The sequence below is a fragment of the Streptomyces sp. PL-25 genome (assembly GCF_058344915.1).
In genome coordinates, this window is record NZ_CP136997.1 from 1,538,832 (window position 1) to 1,556,644 (window position 17,813).

The following is a 17,813-nucleotide window of genomic DNA, read 5'->3' on the forward strand; positions in this document are numbered from 1 at the left end:
TCATGACCGACATCTCGTTCGCATGGTCCGCGCTGGGCGGCGATCCCGGCCTCGTGCAGCGGATCACCACGGTGGAACGGGAGGGCGCGCTCACGGCCCGCCTTCCCGTACGGGACCTGGCACGCGCGTGCGTGGGCGCCTGCGCGCTGGCCGCCGCCGAACTGGCGGCGCGGCGGGCCGCCCTCGCCGAGGTGCCCGCGGTGCGCGTCGACGACGGCGCCCTGGCGACCGCGTTCGTCAGTGAACGGCATCTGCTGATCGACGGGCGGGCGCCGGTCACCTTCGCGCCGCTGTCACGGTTCTGGCGGACCGCCGACGGCTGGGTGCGCACGCACGCCAACTACCCGCACCACCGCGCCCGGTTGCTGTCCGCGCTCGGGCTGCTGCCGTCCGGGGAGGGTCACGGCGGGAACGGGGACAGGGACAGGGACGGGAACGGGGACAGGGACGGGAACGGGGGCGGTGACCAGGACGCCCTGGTGGCCGCCGTCGGGTCCGCGCTCGCCGAGCGGTCCGCCCTCGACGTCGAGGAGGCCGTGTACGCCGCCGGCGGTCTCGCGGTGGCGCTGCGCACCCCCGAGGAGTGGGCGGCGCACCCGCAGCACGCCGAGCTGGCCGCCCGGCCCCTGGTCGAGCGCGGGCGGCTCGGTACGGCACGCGCGCGCGTGCTGCCGTCCCTCACCGGCACCCCGCTGCTGCCCGCCGCCGGAGTACGCGTACTCGACCTGACCCGGGTCATCGCGGGTCCCGTCGCCACCCGCACGCTCGCCCTCCTCGGCGCGGACGTGCTGCGGGTGGACCCGCCGCACCTGCCCGAACTGGCCGACCAGCACGCCGACACGGGCTTCGGCAAGCGCTCGGCGGCGCTGGACCTCGCCACCGACCGGGCCGCCTTCGAGGAACTGCTCGCCGGGGCGGACGTCGTCGTCACCGGCTACCGGCCGGGTGCCCTGGACCGGTTCGGCCTCTCCCCCGAGGCGCTGGCCGAGCGCCGGCCCGGTCTGGTCGTGGCCGAGCTGTCGGCATGGGGCGCGTACGGGCCGTGGGCGCGGCGCCGGGGCTTCGACAGCCTCGTACAGGTCGCCACCGGCATCGCGACCGTCGAGGGCGGCGACGGGCAGCCGGGCGCGCTGCCCGCGCAGGCCCTCGACCACGGCACGGGCTATCTGCTGGCAGCGGCGGTGCTGCGGGCCCTGACCGAGCAGTCCCACGACGGCGGCGGCCGGTTCGTACGCCTGGCCCTGGCCCGGACGGCGGCCTGGCTGACGGAGGCCGCCCCCGGGGCCGCGCGGGGGCCGGAACAGGTCCAGGGCGCCCCGTACGACAGTCCCGCCCCCTGGCTCGACGAGACCGACAGCCGGATCGGCAGGCTCCGCCACGCCCGGTCCCCCCTCGCCTTCACCGACGGGCCCACCATCTGGCCCCGCCCCCCGGGCCCTTGGGGCACGGACGCGCCGCACTGGAGCTGAGCGGTCGGCCCGGCACGCAACGCCTGGTGAGCCGGTACGCGGGCGTGCCGGGCACCTGACGGGCAGCCGGATCAGCGGGCCGCGCCCCGCCCGGCCGCCCGTCACGTCACGAGCGGCGACGTCGACAGGCCACGGCACTTGGCCACTGGGGCGCGGACCGCTCCGCCGGGGGCTGGGCGGGGCGGGCGGACAGGCCGCGCCCGAGCGGGGCATCGCCGGGCGGGATGCGGGTCCCGACGACACCTCCGCACGCGCGCGTCGACGCCTCCGCACGCGCGCGTGGAGGGCGGCCGTATGCCCTGCGTCACCCGCACCCCGTCCTCGCGCGCCGCACGCGCGCGTGGAGGGTGGGTGGCTCGGCCGCGAGGGGCGGCGGGCGGCGGGGCGGACGGGCCGGGCGTCACGCCCCCGCCGCGCCGAGCAGGGCGCCCGCCGCGTAGGTGACCGCCATGGCCAGGGCGCCGCCGGCCGTGTTGCGCAGGACCGCCCGGCCGGGCCGGGCCGCGCCCAGGCGGGCGCTGCTGAAGCCGGTGAGGACGAGGGCGGCGAGGACGGAGAGGACGGTGACCGCGAGCCGCAGGCCGGGCGGCGGCAGCACGATCGCCAGCAGCGGCAGCAGCGCGCCCACCGTGAACGCCAGGAAGCTGGCCCAGGCGGCGTGCCAGGGGTTGGTGAGCGCGTCGGGGTCGATGCCCAGCTCGACGCTCGCATGGGCCCGCAGCGCGTCCCGGGCGGTGAGCTGGCGGGCCGCGTCGTGGGCCACCTCGTGCGACAGGCCGCGCGCCCGCAGCAGCTCGGTCAGCTCCCGCAGTTCGGCCTCCGGCTGCTCACGCAGTTCGCGCCGCTCCTGCGCCAGCGCGGCCCGCTCCGAGTCCCGCTGGGTGGACACCGACACGTACTCCCCCGCGGCCATCGACATCGAACCGGCCAGCAAGCCGGCCAGCCCGGCGGTGAGCAGCGCCGTACGGGAGTCCGTGGCACCGGCCACGCCGACGACCAGCCCGGCGGTGGAGACGATGCCGTCGTTCGCCCCGAGGACGGCGGCCCGCAGCCAGTTGAGGCGGGAGCCGAGCGCCCCGCCGTGCGCCTCGTCGTGCGTGGGTCCGGTCACAGCAGGGAGGATCGCACGACCGCGTCCCGGTACGGACGAACCCGGGCGGCGAGTGGCGCGCGCCCGCGCGCGGCCCCGGTGGCGCCCCTGACGCGGTCTCACCTCCGCGGTGGCCGGAACGCGCCCGCGCGCGGGCGCGTGGACGGCGTGGAGGGCACCTGCGGGACCGGGCTGTCGGTCGTGGCCCGTATCCTCATTGACCATGCTCGAAGACCGCACCCTCGCAGGGCCCTCCCCCACACCGTGGCCGGCCGCGTATCCCCGGGGATACGCGGTCGTTGACGTGGAGACCACCGGCCTGGCCCGGGACGACCGCATCATCTCCGCGGCGGTCTACCGGCTGGACGCGCGCGGCGAGGTCGAGGACCACTGGTACACGCTGGTCAATCCGGAGCGCGATCCCGGTCCGGTGTGGATCCACGGGCTGACGAGCGACGTGCTGGAGGGCGCGCCGCTCTTCGCGGACGTCGCCGAGGAGTTCGCCGCCCGGCTGGCGGACCGGGTGCTCGTCGCGCACAACGCGGTCTTCGACTGGCAGATGATCGCCCGCGAGTACGCGCGCGCGAAGAGCGAGGCGCCGGTGCGGCAGCGGCTGTGCACCATCGCGCTCTCCAAGGAGCTGGGGCTGCCCCTGCCGAACCACAAGCTGGAGACGCTGGCCGCGCACTTCGGCGTGGTGCAGCAGCGGGCGCACCACGCGCTGGACGACGCCCGGGTCCTGGCGGAGGCGTTCCGGCCGAGTCTGCGGGCCGCGGCGGCGGGCGGTGTCCGGCTGCCGCTGCTGGAGTGCCGGCCGCTGACGGAGTGGTCGGACCGGCCGGTGCCCCGGCAGCAGTCGGGCGGCTACGGCGGCTACCGCGCGGGGAGTTGGCGCCCGTCCCGCAAGAGGCCCGCATGCCCCCACCCCAACCCGGGGCGCTACGAAGCGGGCAAACGACTCAAACAGGGCATGCGGGTGGCTTTCTCCGGTGACACCTCCGTCGAACGCGACCTCCTGGAGGACCGCGCCACCGAGGCCGGACTGCATGTCGCCACCAGCCTGTCCCGGCTGACCAGCCTGCTCGTCACCAACGACCCGGACTCGGGCACGTCGAAGACGGCCAAGGCCCGGCAGTACGGCACACCGGTGGTCGACGAGGCGGCGTTCGGGCAGCTCCTGCGGGACGTGGAGCCCGCGGACGGCGACTGACGGCGTACGGGTGACTGGCGGCGTACGGGTGACTGGCGGCATACGGGTGACTGGCGGCGTACGGGTGATTGCCGGGCGACGCGCCCGGCGTGCGCTCGCCCGCGCGGTGGCCACGGCTCACTCTGTGGCGCATGGCGAGATGTGAAGTATGCGGAAATGACTACGGTATGACCTTCGAGGTGCACGCCCAGGGCGCCGTGCACGTCTTCGACTGCTTCGCCTGCGCGATCCACCGCATGGCACCGATCTGCGAGCACTGCCGGGTCCAGGTCATCGGGCAGGGCGTCGAGGTCGAGGGGCACTGGTACTGCGGCGGCCACTGCGCCCGTGCCGAGGGGAGGGCCGGCATCGTCGACAGTGTCTGAGGACGCCCCCGCGCCCGGGGGCGCGGCGCCGCCCGAGGACACCCCTGCCGGAAACACACCGTGGCGCGGGAGGTACCGTCGTGGGGTGTACCGCTTCCTGTTGACCCGCCAGTGGGTGATCCTCACTCTCTTCGCGATCGCGCTGATCCCGACGATGGCCTGGCTGGGCTTCTGGCAGTTGCACCGCCACGACCACCGGCAGGCACTGAACCAGGTGATCGAGGCCTCACTGGCGGCCCCGCCCGTGCCCGTGGAGTCGCTGACCTCGGTCGGCGGCGAGGTCGCGCACGACGACATCTACCGCCGGGTCACCGCCGAGGGCCACTTCGACACCGCGCACGAACTCGTGGTGCGCCGCCGCACCAACGCGGACGACCGGGTCGGCTACCACGTCCTGACGCCGTTCGTGACGAACGACGGCAAGGTCCTCCTCGTCAACCGGGGCTGGGTCCCGTCACCCACCTCGCAGTCCGCCTTCCCGAAGATCCCGGCACCGCCCTCCGGCGACCTCACGGTCACCGGGCGGCTGATGCAGGACCAGACGACGGCCGCCAGCGGCATCAAGAACGTCAAGGGGCTGCCGGACCGCCAGATCATGCTGATCAACAGCGAGCAGGTCGGCGCCCTCCTGCGCGACCGGGGCCTCCCCTCCGCGTCGGCGGTGCTGGGCGGCTATGTCGAGCTGACGGCGCCCGCGCCCGAGGGCGGCAGCCCCGAGCCGGTCCCGTCGCCCAAGGAGGACACGAGCTGGATCGGCGTGGACGACATCAACCTGCCGTACGCGATCCAGTGGTGGCTGTTCGCCGCCTGCGTCCCCGTGGGCTGGCTGATCCTGGTCCGCCGCGAGCTGCGGGACCGGACGGGCGGGGCGCAGGAGGAACCCGCGCGCGAGGAGTCCGCACCCGCCGCGGTGTAGCCGCACGGCACGGCCGCCGCCCCGCCCTCGCCCCGCACCGGGACGAGCGGGCAGGATAGGGCCATGGATCTTGGACTGAAGGACCGGGTGTACGTCGTCACCGGGGCCACCCGCGGGCTGGGCAACGCCGCGGCGCGCGAGCTGGTCGCGGACGGCGCGAAGGTGGTCGTCACCGGGCGGGACGGGAAGCGGACCGCCGAGGCCGCGGCCGAGCTGGGCCCGAACGCCGTCGGGGTGGCCGTGGACAACGCGGATCCCGGCGCGGCCGAGCGCCTGATCGCGGTGGCACGCGAGCACTTCGGCGGCTTCCACGGCATCCTCGTCAGCGTCGGCGGACCGCCGCCGGGCTTTGTCGCCGACACCACCGACGAGCAGTGGCAGTCGGCGTTCGAGTCGGTGTTCCTGGGCGCGGTGCGGCTGGCGCGGGCCGCCGCGGCGGAGCTGGAGGAGGGCGGCGTCATCGGCTTCGTGCTGTCGGGTTCGGTGCACGAGCCGATCGCAGGGCTGACCATCTCCAACGGTCTGCGGCCCGGACTCGCCGGGTTCGCCAAGTCGCTGGCGGACGAGCTGGGCCCGCGCGGCATCCGGGTCGTCGGCCTGCTGCCCGCCCGGATCGACACCGACCGCATGCGCGAGCTGGACGGTCTGTCGGCGGACCCGACGGCGACGCGGACCGCGAACGAGTCCCGCGTCCCGCTGCGCAGGTACGGCACCCCGGCGGAGTTCGGCCGGGCCGCGGCCTTCCTGCTCTCCCCGGCCGCCTCCTACGTCACGGGCGTGATGCTGCCCGTGGACGGCGGGTTCCGGCACGGCTTCTGACCTCCGGCCGGGTACCCGCCGCCGCGCCACCGCCGGACCGCCGCCGTCCCGCCGGATCGCGATGCGACGGCGGGGTGCGGTGCGGTGCGGTGCGGTGGCAGGGTGCGCTGCGGCGGCGCGGCGCACGGGCCGCTCGGCGGGGGGGGCTACTCGCCGAGGCCGGCCAGGTCGCGCAGGCGGCGGGCCTGGGCCTGCCGCTCGGCGGCGCGCTGCTCCTCGTAGGAGTGCTCCCGGGCGCCCTGGAGCAGGGCCTTGGTCTCGATGACCGCGCCGCGGGGCGCGGCGAGGACCGCCGAGGCCAGATCACGCGCGGTGGCGTCCAGCTGGTCGCGGGGCACAGCGAGGTTGGCCAGCCCGGTGGCGACCGCCTCCTCGGCCGTGACGAAGCGGCCCGTCAGGCAGATCTCCAGCGCGCGGGCCTGGCCGACGAGCCCCACCAGCGGATGTGTGCCGGTGAGGTCCGGGACCAGGCCGAGGCTGGTCTCGCGCATCGCGAACTGCACATCGTCCGCGACGACCCGCAGGTCGCAGGCGAGCGCCAGCTGGAAGCCGGCCCCGATGGCATGTCCCTGGACCACGGCGACGGACACCACGTCCGGGCGCCGCCACCAGGTGAACGCCTCCTGGTACTCGGCGATGGCCGCGTCCAGCTCGGCGTCGCCGCCGCGCGCCAGGTCGAGGAAGGACGGCTCGCCGTCGAAGCCTTCGGGCGTGAACGCCTGCCGGTCGAGCCCGGCGGAGAAGGACTTCCCCTCGGCGCGCAGCAGGACGACGCGGACGGAGCCCGGCAGCAGCCGCCCGGCCTCGGCGAGCGCGCGCCACAGGGCGGGGCTCTGCGCGTTGCGCTTGGCCGGGTTGGTCAGCGTCACCGTGGCGAGCGTGTCGTCGACGGTGAGCCGTACGCCGTCCTTGTCGAGAACTGTGTCGCGTACTGGTTCGAGGTTGTGCTCGTTTCCGGGCGAAGCCATGGGGCGCCTCCGATGGGTGCGGTCAGCTCGGGACGCCGTACGGTCGCACTGTCGTGCGAGACGTACGGGCGCCCGTAAGTGACTGCACAGTAACCACCCGGCCGGCCGGTCGACCGACCGGGTGGCCACCGTAGGAGCCGATGGACCGCCCGCGGTCGCTCAGGCCGAAGCGGCCTTCTTGCCGCGCGTCGCCCCGCCACGCCCACGGAGCGTGACGCCCGACTCGCTGAGCATCCGGTGCACGAAGCCATACGAGCGGCCGGTCTCCTCGGCCAACGCCCGAATGCTCGCACCGGCGTCGTACTTCTTCTTCAGGTCTGCCGCGAGCTTGTCGCGCGCGGCGCCGGTCACCCGGCTGCCCTTCTTCAGAGTCTCGGCCACCCGTGCCTCCTCATGGGAAGTGCGCTCTGGTCTCCTCATGATCACCCCTCCGGGGCCGCATGGCCACCCATTCGGCAAGGTCCGTGAGACAGGCTTGTGACGACAGGAGCACGTCCCCACATGCGGAATTGCCGATTCCGCACGTCACCGTCCGTACGGCCGAACGGGTTGTTCCGCGAAGTGCCAGGTCAGAGACGCACGACGGCCGAGCCCTTGGCACATAAGGGCTCGGCCGGGAAATACGTGGCAGACACACCTCGATACGAGGAGATCTCACGCAGATGATGGATCACCGATGGGCCGAATGATCCATACCCTGTTGATCAGCGCCCCGGCCGGGTCGGCGGACGGGGCCGGGGACGCGGTGCCGGACGGGGTCAGGCGAGGGCGACCAGGTCCGCGTAGCCCGCGCCCCACAGGTCCTCGACGCCGTCGGGCAGCAGGATGATGCGCTCCGGCTGGAGCGCCTGGACGGCGCCCTCGTCGTGCGTGACGAGGACGACGGCGCCCTTGTAGGTGCGCAGCGCGCCGAGGATCTCCTCGCGGCTGGCCAGGTCGAGGTTGTTGGTGGGCTCGTCCAGGAGCAGCACGTTGGCCGAGGACACGACCAGGGTGGCCAGCGCGAGCCGGGTCTTCTCGCCGCCGGAGAGGACTCCGGCCGGCTTGTCGACGTCGTCGCCGGAGAACAGGAACGAGCCGAGCACCTTGCGGACCTCGACGAGGTCCATGTCGGGCGCTGCCGAACGCATGTTCTCCAGGACGGTGCGCTCCGGGTCCAGGGTCTCGTGCTCCTGGGCGTAGTAGCCGAGCTTGAGGCCGTGACCGGGGACGACCTGGCCGGTGTCGGGCTTCTCCACCCCGCCGAGCAGCCGCAGCAGCGTGGTCTTGCCCGCGCCGTTGAGGCCGAGGATGACGACCCGGGAGCCCTTGTCGATGGCCAGGTCGACGTCGGTGAAGATCTCCAGCGAGCCGTACGACTTCGACAGGCCCTCGGCCGTCAGCGGGGTCTTGCCGCAGGGCGAGGGCTCGGGGAAGCGCAGCTTGGCGACCTTGTCGGACTGGCGGACCGCCTCAAGGCCGGAGAGCAGCTTGTCCGCGCGCCGGGCCATGTTCTGCGCGGCGACGGTCTTGGTGGCCTTGGCGCGCATCTTGTCGGCCTGGGCGTTGAGCGCGGCGGCCTTCTTCTCGGCGTTGGCGCGCTCGCGCTTGCGGCGCTTCTCGTCGGCCTCGCGCTGCTGCTGGTAGAGCTTCCAGCCCATGTTGTAGATGTCGATCTGGGAGCGGTTGGCGTCCAGGTAGAACACCTTGTTGACGACCGTCTCGACCAGGTCCGCGTCGTGGGAGATCACGATGAAGCCGCCGCGGTAGGTCTTCAGATAGTCACGCAGCCAGATGATCGAGTCCGCGTCGAGGTGGTTGGTCGGCTCGTCCAGCAGCAGGGTGTCCGCGTCGGAGAACAGGATCCGGGCCAGCTCGATCCGGCGGCGCTGACCGCCGGAGAGGGTGTGCAGGGGCTGGCCGAGCACCCGGTCGGGCAGGTTCAGCGCGGCGGCGATGGTGGCGGCCTCGGCCTCGGCGGAGTAGCCGCCCTTGGTGAGGAACTCCGTCTCCTGGCGCTCGTACTGCTTCATCGCCTTGTCGCGGGTGGCGCCCTTGCCGTTGGCGATGCGCTGCTCGTTCTCGCGCATCTTGCGGATCAGCACGTCCAGGCCGCGGGCGGAGAGGATACGGTCGCGGGCGAGCACGTCGAGGTCGCCGGTGCGGGGGTCCTGCGGGAGATAGCCGACCTCACCCGAACGGGTGATGGTGCCCGCGGCCGGGATGCCCTCGCCGGCCAGGCACTTGGTGAGCGTGGTCTTGCCTGCGCCGTTACGGCCGACGAGGCCGATGCGGTCGCCCTTGGCGACGCGGAAGGTGGCGCTCTCGATGAGGATGCGGGCACCGGCGCGCAGCTCGATACCGGAAGCGGAGATCACGGACAGACTCCAGGGCGGGTCGTTGGCGGGTTGGGCGGCTGAGGACGTTCCCGCCGTCTAATGCGCGAGGAGAAAGGCCATACGGAACAGTCTAACGGGGGTGTGCAAGCTGTTTTCCCGGGTGTTTGCCCAGAGGTGCGGCGGGCGCGGCGGGGCGTTGTCAGTGGCCGGTGCCACACTGGTCGGCGAACCGGATGGACAGGGCGGAACCGGGCGGGCGGCGGCTCGCGCGGCACGACACACAAGGGAGTGATCGGCATGGCGGACACGGCCGGCGGACGTCCGAGCATCTACCCGACGCTGCTGTACGCGGACGCGAGGGCGGCCCTGCGGCAGCTCACCGAGGCCTTCGGCTTCACCGAGCTGTCCGTGTACGAGGGCGAGGACGGGCTCGTACAGCACGCCGAGCTGGTGCAGGGCAACGGCGCGGTGATGCTCGGCTCCAAGGGGCACGGCGGACGCTTCGACGAGGCGATGCGCGGCTCCGGCCCGGTGGGGGTCTATGTCGTCGTGGACGACGTGGACGGCCACTACCAGCGGGCCGTGGACCACGGCGCGGAGATCCTGATGCCCCCGACGGACCAGGAGTACGGCTCCCGGGACTACATGGCCCGGGACGCCGAGGGCAACGTCTGGAGCTTCGGCACGTACGCCCCTCGCACGGAGGGCTGACGGCGCGCGGCCCGGCGGGGGGGCTAGCTCCCGCCGGTGTGCACCTGGAAGGCGGCCCTGCGGACGGCCTTGGCCAGAGCGGGGTCCGGGTGCGCGGCGGCGAGGGCGACCAGCACCTGCACGGTGCGCGGGTGCCCCACCGCCCGCACCTCGTCGAGCAGGGCGGGGACGGTGGGCTGGAGCGCCGACTCCAGGTGCCGGACCAGCATCGGGGCCTCGCCGTGGTCGGCGACGGCCGCGGCGGTGTCCACCCACAGCCAGGTGGCCTCCTCGCGGGTCAGGACCTCGTGGGCGTCCTCCGGGTCCACGCCGTCGTGCTCGGCCAGCCACAGCAGGGCGTACGGGCGCAGCGCGGGCTCGTCGAGCACGGCCCGCACCTCGGGCTCGGCGGGGGCGCCGACGACGCGCAGCGCCTCGAAGGCGAGGCCGCGCAGCAGGGCGTCCTCACCGCGGGCGGCCCCGAGCAGTTCGGTGATGGCGCTGCCCACGGGACGGGCGGCGAGCCAGGCGCGGTACTCGGCACGGGCCGCGTTGGGGCGCAGCTGGGCGCAGCCGCGCAGCATGCCCTCGGCCGCCTGTTCGATGTTGCCGGCGGGGCTCTGCGCGGCGACGCAGATCTGCTCCAGCTTGACCCAGACCGCCCAGCTGCCCAGCGGGGTGAGCGTGGCCTGTCCCTCGCCGTAGGTGAGCGCTCCCACGGCGCCGAGGGCGCGCAGGGCCCAGTCGAGCAGCGGGGCGAGGGCGGCCGGGGGCGGCTCCTGCGCCTGTCCCTGTGCCGGTTCTGGTGCCGGTGCCGGTTCTGGTTCCTGTGGCCGCGGGCCGTAGGGGACCTCGCAGCGTTCGGTGCGCAGCTCGGTCACGCGCTGCTGGAGCAGGTCGAGGAGCTGGTCGACGGGGACCGGACCGGCGGAGAGCTGGAGGAAGGAGAGCACCTGCGGCATGGCCGAGACGACCTCGGCGACCGCCGCGGCCTCATGGCCGTCGGGCTCCGGGCAGGCCAGCGACCAGGCGTCGAAGAGGGCGACCCAGCCGCGCAGCACGGCGCTGTCGTCACGGTCCCAGGCGCGCAGCCGCCAGCCGGGGCGGGCCCTGTCGCCGTGCACCTCGATGAGACCGGCGAGGCGGGCGGTGTCCCACTCGGCCCGGACCTGGGCGGCGGTCAGGTCGAGTTCGCCGGCCGCGCGCTCGGCGGTGGCCGGGGAGAGGGTGGCCTTGCCGTCCGCGGTCGCCCCGGCCCGGCCGGGTCCGAGGGCGGCGTCGGCCCAGCGGGCGACACGGGCTGCCCCGGCCAGGCCGGAGCGCGCCATTCTGGCCAGCTCCGCGGGCGCCGGGGTGCCCTCCGGTGGACGCGGGGCGGGGCGGGGCGGGCGCCGCTGGTTCACGGCTCGGGGGGCGGCGGCCAGGGGTCGTGGGCGGACGAGTCGAAGCCTGGAGTCGCGCGGGATACGGGACGTCACGGGTGCAGTCTTCCGGTTGACGGTCCGAAAACCCAAACGGAATGTCACGGCGGGCGACGGAGAGGGCCAAGGCAGACCTCCGGGACGGCCGCGACACACCGCATTCAGGCCATCCCGCCGCCCCTCAACCGGAACCTCCGGAGAGGGTCGCGGGAGCTGGGCGGAGGAAGGCGGGGAGGCGGCGGGGAGGACGGAGAAGAGAGGCCGGAGGGGCCGGGCCCCGGGCCCGGAGCACCTCGCTTCGGGGCCGGGACCCGGCCCGCCTCACATCAGCGGGGTCAGGAAGCGCCGGAGCGTCTCCTCGTACGCCTCCGGGTCGGCGTTCCACATGGCGCCGTGGGAGGCGTGCGGGACCGGGCGGAGGGCGACCAGGTTGGGGTGGCCGGCGGCGAGGCGGCGGGATGCCTGCCAGGGGGCGACCTCGTCGTCGGGGCCGTGGAAGATCAGGGTCGGGACCGTGAGCGGGGCCGGGGTGCCGGTGTCGCCGTCGGCGTACAGGCCCGTGCGGCCCTGCGCGGCGCGCACGGCGAGCGGCAGTAGCGGGCCGGGGGTGTGCCGGGCCCTGGCCAGGGCGCGCAGCGTCGCCTCCCAGTCGAGCACGGGCGAGTCCAGGATCAGTCCGGAGACCCGCTCGCGCAGCTTCGAGTGGAGGGCGGCGCGCAGCGCCATGGTGGCGCCGGTGGACCAGCCGTGCAGGACGACGCGTTCGGCGCCGTTCCCTACGGCGTAGCGGATCGCCGCGTCCAGGTCGCGCCACTCGGTCGCGCCGAGGTGGCTGAGACCGTCCGGGGGGCGGGGGGCGCCGAGGTCGCCGCGGTAGGCGAGGTCCAGCACCGGGAAGTGCCTGCGGTGCAGGAACTCCATGATGTTCAGCGGGTGCTCGCGGGTGGCGCCCAGGCCGTGCACGGTGATCACCCAGGTCTCGCGCACCGCGGGCACGAACCAGGCGGGCAGCGGGCCGAGTTCACCGGGCACGTCGACGTCGGCGTACTTCAGGCCGAGGGCCGTGCCGGGGTTGCCGACGTGGAGGTTGGGGGTGAGCCAGACCCGGTCGCGGGGGTGCAGCGAGCCGTGGGTGACGCGTTCGAGGCGGCGTACGACGGTGTCGGGCAGGTGCGGCGCGTCCCGCAGGACGGGACCGACGACCGCGTGCGAGCCGTTGCCGGCCAGGCCGTAGGTGCCGGGGCGCTGCGAGGCCAGGTCCCGGGTGAGGGTGATCTGACCGGCGGCCGTGCTGTGCACCGTGAGCCGGGGCTCGGTGGGCAGGGGCCGGCCCGGGGGCGACTTGAGCGCGGCGTCGCTGGCGAGCCGGCCGGCGGCGACGCTCGCCGCGCCGGCCGCCAGGGCCGCGGTGACGGCCGCGGCCGCCGCTTTGACTGTGCGCACGGGTCCAGTGTCCGGGCGTACCGGGTCACCGGCCAGCGGAAGGTGCGGTCGGGGTGACATGTCCTCGCGAGTTCCAGGAACGGCGGAATTCACCCCTGCGAGCCTTCACCGGCCGGTGTCCGCCCGCTCCGGCGAGCCGTCACCGGCCCGTGTCCGCCCACCCCGGCGAGCCGTCACCGTCACCGGACCGTGCCGCGCGCCCCGCCGCGTTGCCCGTACCCGCGCAGCCGGTCCGACGCCTGGGCCAGTTGCTCCGGTGAGAGCAGGGACGGGGTCAGGCCCGGCACCGAGGAGGCGGTCAGCCACAGGCGGCACATCCACTCCAGCTGGGCGGTGCGGTCGTACGCCTGGTCGAGGGTGGCGCCGTGGGTGAGGGTGCCGTGGTTGCGCAGCAGGCAGCCGGAGCGGCCGTCGAGCGCGGCCAGCACGTGCGCGGCCAGTTCCTCGGTGCCGTAGGCCGCGTACGGGGCGACGCGCACCGGGCCGCCGAGCGCGCCCGCCATGTAGTGGATCAGCGGCAGCTCGGACACCAGCGTCGAGACGGCCGTGGCGTGCACGGCGTGGGTGTGCACGACGGCGCGCGCGTCCGTGGTGCGGTAGACGGCCAGGTGCATGGGGAGTTCGCTGGTCGGGACCAGGGTGCCCAGCACCTGTCGGCCGTCGAGTGCGACGCCCGTCACATCGTCCGGGGTGAGCCGGTCGTAGGGGACGCCCGACGGGGTGACGAGGACGGTGTCCCCCACCCGTACCGACACATTGCCCGAGGTCCCGACAACCAGGCCGTCGACGACGGTGCGGCGGGCCGTGTCCACCAGGTCCCGCCAGGCGCGGGCCAACTCGTCCTCGTCCGGCGGCGCCTCCCCCGTCGCCCGGGTCTCGTGTGTCTCCCGTGCCCCCTGGTGCTCCTGAGTCCCGCGCGTGCCGCTCGCGCGTCCCGTGTGCCCGATCTCCCGCCGTCGTTCAGCCATGCGGCGATCCTGCCAGCCCGGCGGGGGTCCGGACCGGAAGCGGATCTCCCGGAAGTGGGAGACAAGCCACAGGTTCGGACACCACCGCGACCGTCCCAGTTCACCTTCCGTTCACCCGGGTTACCTACGTTCGACGAGCCAATGACGCTCGAACGATTGCCTGGGTAAATGGAAAGCTTCTCGCTGATCCTCGCGATTGTGGTGGTAACCGCACTCGCGTTTGATTTCACGAACGGTTTCCACGACACCGCCAACGCGATGGCCACCACCATCTCCACCGGCGCACTCAAGCCCAAGGTCGCGGTGGCCATGTCCGCCGCGCTGAACCTGGTGGGCGCGTTCCTCTCCGTGGAGGTCGCCAACACGATCTCCAAGGGTCTCGTCGACGAGACCGGCATCCGTCCCGAGGTCATCTTCGCCGCCCTGGTCGGCGCGATCCTCTGGAATCTGCTGACCTGGCTGGTCGGGCTCCCGTCCAGTTCCTCGCACGCCCTGCTGGGCGGTCTGATCGGCGCCACCATCGCCTCGGCCGGCGTCGGTGCCGTGCACGGCGACGTCCTGGTCACCAAGGTCATGATCCCGGCGGTCGCCGCGCCGGTCGTCGCGGGCGTCGCCGCGGTGGTCGCGACCCGGCTGTCGTACAGGATCGGCGCGAAGACGGACGGCAGGGCCGCCGAGAAGGGCCACCGGGTCGGGCAGATCGCCTCCGCGGGCCTGGTCTCGCTGGCGCACGGCACCAACGACGCGCAGAAGACGATGGGCATCATCACCCTCGCCCTGATCGCCGGCGGTGCCGTCTCCCCCGGCGCCAACCCTCCCACCTGGGTGATCCTCTCCGCGGGTCTGGCCATCGCGCTCGGCACCTACATCGGCGGCTGGCGCATCATCCGCACCATGGGCACGGGCCTGACCGACCTCCGGCCGCAGCAGGGCTTCGCCGCCCAGACCAGCTCGGCCGCGGCCATCCTGGCCTCCTCCCACCTGGGCTTCTCGCTCTCCACCACGCATGTCGTCTCCGGCTCGGTGATGGGTGCGGGCCTGGGCCGCAAGGGCGGCGTGGTCCGCTGGTCCACCGCGGGCCGCATGGCCGTCGCCTGGGTGCTGACGCTGCCGGCCGCCGCGGTGGTCGGCGCGGGCGCCGAGGTCGTCACCGGCCTGGGTGACTGGGGCACCGCGCTGGTCGCCGTGTTCCTGGTGGCCGCGAGCTTCGCGATCTGGAAGATCTCCCGCCGCCAGGTCGTCGACCACACCAACGTCAACGCGACCGAGCCCGCCGCCGGGGAACCGGCCGGCGTGGTGACCCAGGCGATCGCCGCGGTGGCCCCGCCCCCGGCCGCGGCACCGGCGGCGCCCCTGGCGGGCGCGGCGGCGGCCGACGGCCTCATGGCCACCATCCCCGCCCCGGCGCCCGTCCCCGTCCTCGACCCGAGCCCGGTCGCGGCCCCGGCGGCGGCCACCCCGCCCGCCGCCGCCGTCTGACCGCGCGCCCCACCCGGCTCCCGAGAATCAAGAAAGCAGCTCCGACATGAAGATCGACTGGGCGGCCCTCGGTTCCGTCTTCGGCGTCAGCCTCGTGGCCACCGTCGGCCTGGTGGTCCTGTTCACCCTCGGCATCGCGGGCCTGTCCCGCCGCGAGGCCGCGTCGACCCGCGGCGAGTCGGCCCTCGCCGCCACCGCCGGTGCCTATGCGTGCTTCGCGCTGTGTGCGGCGGCTGTCGCCTACGGAATTTCCCTGATTCTGGGCTGACCACAGGAAGCCCTGCGGCCACTCAGCCCCCGGCCGCACCGACCGCATCAACCCCCGTGAGTCGTTCTATGACGCTTACGGGGGTTTTTGCTGTCTTCGACCACTCTTCACGACCTCAGCGAAACGACACATGTCATACTGACAGAGGCTGGTCGCCGTGGTCTAAGTCACCTACTCTAGTGGGTAGTTAACTGTTCGATGGTGGCAGCCCGACAAGTCAACGCCGACATGTGGCAGGGAGCACCATGCCAAGAGACATCGATCCGAGCCTCAACCGACGCAGGCTGCGAATCGAACTGCGCAAGGCACGCGAGAACGCCGGGTTGACCCAGCGGGACACCGCGAAGGCCCTCGAATGGTCGCTCTCCAAACTGATCAGGATCGAGGCCGGGACGGTCAGTCTCGGGGTCACGGACCTGCGGGCCCTGCTCCAGTTGTACGAGGTCACGGACGCCGGTCTGGTCGCGGAGCTGGAGGACGCGGCACGCGGCTCGAAAGGACAGTCATGGTGGGCGCAGTACAGCGACGTGGTGTCGCCCCAGTACGCCTTGTACCTGGGGTACGAGGGGTCGGCGGACACGATCCGCATGTACAACCCGACCATCCTGCCGGGGCTCGTGCAGACGGAGGACTACGCCACGGCGCTGCTGGCCCCCATGGCCCCCGAGTCACGGGTCCGGCAGCAGGTGGACCTGCGGCTCACCCGTCAGGAGCGGTTCTTCGACACGGGCGACGGTCCCGAGATGAACATCATCCTGGACGAGGCGGCCGTCCGGCGTCAGATCGGCGGTCCCTCGGTGATGCGCCGGCAGCTCGACCACCTGGCGACCCTGGCGGAGCACCCGCGCACCACGCTCCGGGTGCTGCCCTTCTCGGCGGGAGCGCACTTCAGCGTCACCACCGCGTTCATCCTGCTCACGTTCAAGGACGACGACGACCTCACCTTCATCGAAGGTCCGGGAGGCGGTCTGTCGAGCCGGGGCGACCTGGGGCTGGAGGTCCGCTACCAGGAGTGCTTCGAGGAGATCGGTCCAAGGGCGTACGAGGGCGACCGGATGAGTGAGCTGCTGGCGTCGGTCAGGGAGAGTCTGGACAACAGCTGAACCGGGCGGGGACGACCCGGGCGGGAACGGGGGAGGCCCCATGGCGGTCTTCGGAATACGGGCGTGGTGGCAGCGCCTGCGCGCAGGTACGGAGCCGGAGGGCGCCGTGGCTCTCGACGACAACTCGCTCAAGAAGGAGGCCATGCAGAGTCCGGACCTGACCGACGCTCTGATCCGGCTGGAGAGCGCGCGGGTCGCCGGTGAGATCCGGCTGATGTCGGTGCGGCTGCTGCTGGGCACCGCCTGTGGCAGCGTCCTGCTGCTGAGTGTCGCCCTGGCCGCCCGGGTCGCGCCCAGCCTGCCCTTCGGCGCCGCCACTCCGCTCACCACGACGATCGCGGGGGCCGGCGGAGCGGCGGTCGTCGCGGCGGCGGGCGCGGGACTGGGCAGAGCGATGGGGCGGCGCTCCGGCGGCACCGGCCGGCGGGAGATCAGCGAGGGGGTTCGCTCCGGGGCTGAACCGCCGCAAGGGCACGGCTCAGCACCCGGAGCCGGTCCGTGAGCGGCGTCATCCCCCACCACAGGCCCGCGGCGACGGCGACCAGCACGGTCACCACCAGCCAGACCACCCCCCTGGCGACACCCCCCGGAACGAGGAGGGCCGCCAATGCCCCCGCCCCCACCGCGACGACGCCCGTCGCCGAGGAGAAGAGGATCAACGAGGCCACCGCCGAGGCGTGGCCCCCCGCCGAGCCCGGGGCCCTCACTCCTGCCGGGGCCGTTCGTCCGGCTCGTTCTCGCATGTGCGTCCCTCCCGTCCCCCCGGACGGATCATGAGCCGTCCGCTTCCGGGTCCACAAGCTCCTCCAGAAAACCACACCAGGCCGTCCGCCCGAAGGCGAGCCGTCCGCTCCCCGGGCACTTCGAGTCGCGCACGAGCGTGCGGCCTCGTTCGGCGGCCACCTCCACGCATTCCTGTCCGTCGCCCGAGTAGCTGCTCCTGACCCAAGCGCGCCCCGTCGGCTCCCTGCCTGCCAACGCCCACCTCCTTCAGCCCCCATGGGTGTTCATGACAGGAGTCTTCCCGGCTTCCATGCCGGGAAAGAGGCCAAAAGGAGCCGTTTCAAGTCCGCGGGCCCAGGCCGGGGATATGAGCCTCGGCACACCACCCCGCCGCAGGTCAACGGCAAGTTGACGGCTGTTCCGGGGCCGTGGTGGACTTCCGGGGCCATGTACGGCGGCAGAAGAGGAAGCCGGTGCGAATCCGGCGCGGTCCCGCCACTGTCACCGGGGAGGAACATCCCCGGGAGCCAGGAACTCTCGCCGCCGGTCACGTCGAACCAGGG

The 17,813-nt window shown here is 73.6% G+C and carries 18 protein-coding genes and 1 riboswitch; of the genes, 10 read left to right on the forward strand and 8 right to left on the reverse strand.

Annotated features, from left to right (window positions below; translation table 11 throughout):
• Positions 1–2: 2 nt before the first annotated feature.
• Positions 3–1,469, forward strand: coding sequence for a CoA transferase (locus R4Z62_RS06830; RefSeq protein WP_491519338.1), 1,467 nt, complete (start codon positions 3–5; stop codon positions 1,467–1,469).
• 400 nt (positions 1,470–1,869) lie between these two features.
• Here R4Z62_RS06830 and R4Z62_RS06835 read toward each other — a convergent pair whose 3' ends face one another.
• Positions 1,870–2,580, reverse strand: a complete 711-nt coding sequence (locus R4Z62_RS06835) for a VIT1/CCC1 transporter family protein (protein WP_355481609.1) — start codon at positions 2,578–2,580, stop codon at positions 1,870–1,872.
• A gap of 202 nt (positions 2,581–2,782) precedes the next feature.
• On the opposite strand from R4Z62_RS06835, the gene R4Z62_RS06840 reads away from it, so the two are divergent.
• The 4 genes from R4Z62_RS06840 (at position 2,783) to R4Z62_RS06855 (ending at position 5,869) form a co-directional block, all read left to right on the forward strand.
• Positions 2,783–3,769 (forward strand): DEDDh family exonuclease, encoded by a 987-nt coding sequence (locus R4Z62_RS06840; RefSeq protein WP_355481606.1) that lies wholly within the window; start codon positions 2,783–2,785, stop codon positions 3,767–3,769.
• Positions 3,770–3,900: 131 nt separating this feature from the next.
• On the forward strand, positions 3,901–4,134 hold the full coding sequence (locus R4Z62_RS06845; protein WP_079158860.1) for a hypothetical protein: 234 nt from the start codon (positions 3,901–3,903) through the stop codon (positions 4,132–4,134).
• A gap of 85 nt (positions 4,135–4,219) precedes the next feature.
• A complete protein-coding gene (locus tag R4Z62_RS06850; protein ID WP_491519339.1) occupies positions 4,220–5,050 on the forward strand; it encodes an SURF1 family cytochrome oxidase biogenesis protein in 831 nt (276 codons plus the stop codon).
• Between the two features lie 63 nt (positions 5,051–5,113).
• Positions 5,114–5,869: an SDR family oxidoreductase gene (locus R4Z62_RS06855; RefSeq protein WP_491519340.1), complete on the forward strand. Its 756-nt coding sequence runs from the start codon at positions 5,114–5,116 to the stop codon at positions 5,867–5,869.
• A gap of 146 nt (positions 5,870–6,015) precedes the next feature.
• Here R4Z62_RS06855 and R4Z62_RS06860 read toward each other — a convergent pair whose 3' ends face one another.
• From R4Z62_RS06860 to R4Z62_RS06870, 3 genes are all read right to left on the reverse strand, one after another.
• The gene (locus R4Z62_RS06860) at positions 6,016–6,837 is read right to left on the reverse strand and encodes an enoyl-CoA hydratase/isomerase family protein (protein WP_491519341.1); all 822 of its coding nucleotides are present in this window, start codon (positions 6,835–6,837) and stop codon (positions 6,016–6,018) included.
• 159 nt (positions 6,838–6,996) lie between these two features.
• On the reverse strand, positions 6,997–7,218 hold the full coding sequence (locus R4Z62_RS06865; protein WP_018567695.1) for a helix-turn-helix domain-containing protein: 222 nt from the start codon (positions 7,216–7,218) through the stop codon (positions 6,997–6,999).
• Positions 7,219–7,595: 377 nt separating this feature from the next.
• Positions 7,596–9,194, reverse strand: coding sequence for an ABC-F family ATP-binding cassette domain-containing protein (locus tag R4Z62_RS06870; protein ID WP_064532165.1), 1,599 nt, complete (start codon positions 9,192–9,194; stop codon positions 7,596–7,598).
• A gap of 258 nt (positions 9,195–9,452) precedes the next feature.
• On the opposite strand from R4Z62_RS06870, the gene R4Z62_RS06875 reads away from it, so the two are divergent.
• A complete protein-coding gene (locus R4Z62_RS06875; RefSeq protein ID WP_064532167.1) occupies positions 9,453–9,866 on the forward strand; it encodes a VOC family protein in 414 nt (137 codons plus the stop codon).
• A 23-nt stretch (positions 9,867–9,889) separates the two neighbouring features.
• Here R4Z62_RS06875 and R4Z62_RS06880 read toward each other — a convergent pair whose 3' ends face one another.
• The 3 genes from R4Z62_RS06880 to R4Z62_RS06890 form a co-directional block, all read right to left on the reverse strand.
• On the reverse strand, positions 9,890–11,173 hold the full coding sequence (locus R4Z62_RS06880; protein ID WP_491519342.1) for a hypothetical protein: 1,284 nt from the start codon (positions 11,171–11,173) through the stop codon (positions 9,890–9,892).
• Between the two features lie 414 nt (positions 11,174–11,587).
• Entirely contained in the window at positions 11,588–12,709 is a 1,122-nt protein-coding gene (locus tag R4Z62_RS06885; RefSeq protein ID WP_382843317.1) for an alpha/beta hydrolase, read from the reverse strand.
• Positions 12,710–12,888: 179 nt separating this feature from the next.
• The gene (locus R4Z62_RS06890; protein ID WP_491519343.1) at positions 12,889–13,677 is read right to left on the reverse strand and encodes a class II aldolase/adducin family protein; all 789 of its coding nucleotides are present in this window, start codon (positions 13,675–13,677) and stop codon (positions 12,889–12,891) included.
• A 168-nt stretch (positions 13,678–13,845) separates the two neighbouring features.
• On the opposite strand from R4Z62_RS06890, the gene R4Z62_RS06895 reads away from it, so the two are divergent.
• The 4 genes from R4Z62_RS06895 to R4Z62_RS06910 all read left to right on the forward strand — a co-directional run bounded on the left by R4Z62_RS06895 (position 13,846) and on the right by R4Z62_RS06910 (position 17,029).
• A complete protein-coding gene (locus R4Z62_RS06895; RefSeq protein ID WP_491519344.1) occupies positions 13,846–15,156 on the forward strand; it encodes an inorganic phosphate transporter in 1,311 nt (436 codons plus the stop codon).
• Positions 15,157–15,202: 46 nt separating this feature from the next.
• Positions 15,203–15,424 carry a hypothetical protein gene (locus tag R4Z62_RS06900; RefSeq protein WP_491519345.1) on the forward strand — a complete coding sequence of 74 codons (222 nt, stop codon included), beginning with the start codon at positions 15,203–15,205 and terminating at the stop codon, positions 15,422–15,424.
• Positions 15,425–15,669: 245 nt separating this feature from the next.
• Positions 15,670–16,527 carry a helix-turn-helix domain-containing protein gene (locus R4Z62_RS06905; protein WP_491519346.1) on the forward strand — a complete coding sequence of 286 codons (858 nt, stop codon included), beginning with the start codon at positions 15,670–15,672 and terminating at the stop codon, positions 16,525–16,527.
• 40 nt (positions 16,528–16,567) lie between these two features.
• Positions 16,568–17,029, forward strand: coding sequence for a hypothetical protein (locus R4Z62_RS06910; RefSeq protein WP_491519347.1), 462 nt, complete (start codon positions 16,568–16,570; stop codon positions 17,027–17,029).
• A gap of 269 nt (positions 17,030–17,298) precedes the next feature.
• On the opposite strand, the gene R4Z62_RS06915 is transcribed toward R4Z62_RS06910, so the two are convergent.
• The gene (locus R4Z62_RS06915) at positions 17,299–17,505 is read right to left on the reverse strand and encodes a DUF397 domain-containing protein (RefSeq protein ID WP_491519348.1); all 207 of its coding nucleotides are present in this window, start codon (positions 17,503–17,505) and stop codon (positions 17,299–17,301) included.
• Between the two features lie 160 nt (positions 17,506–17,665).
• Positions 17,666–17,806: riboswitch (cobalamin riboswitch) on the forward strand.
• Positions 17,807–17,813: the final 7 nt, after the last annotated feature.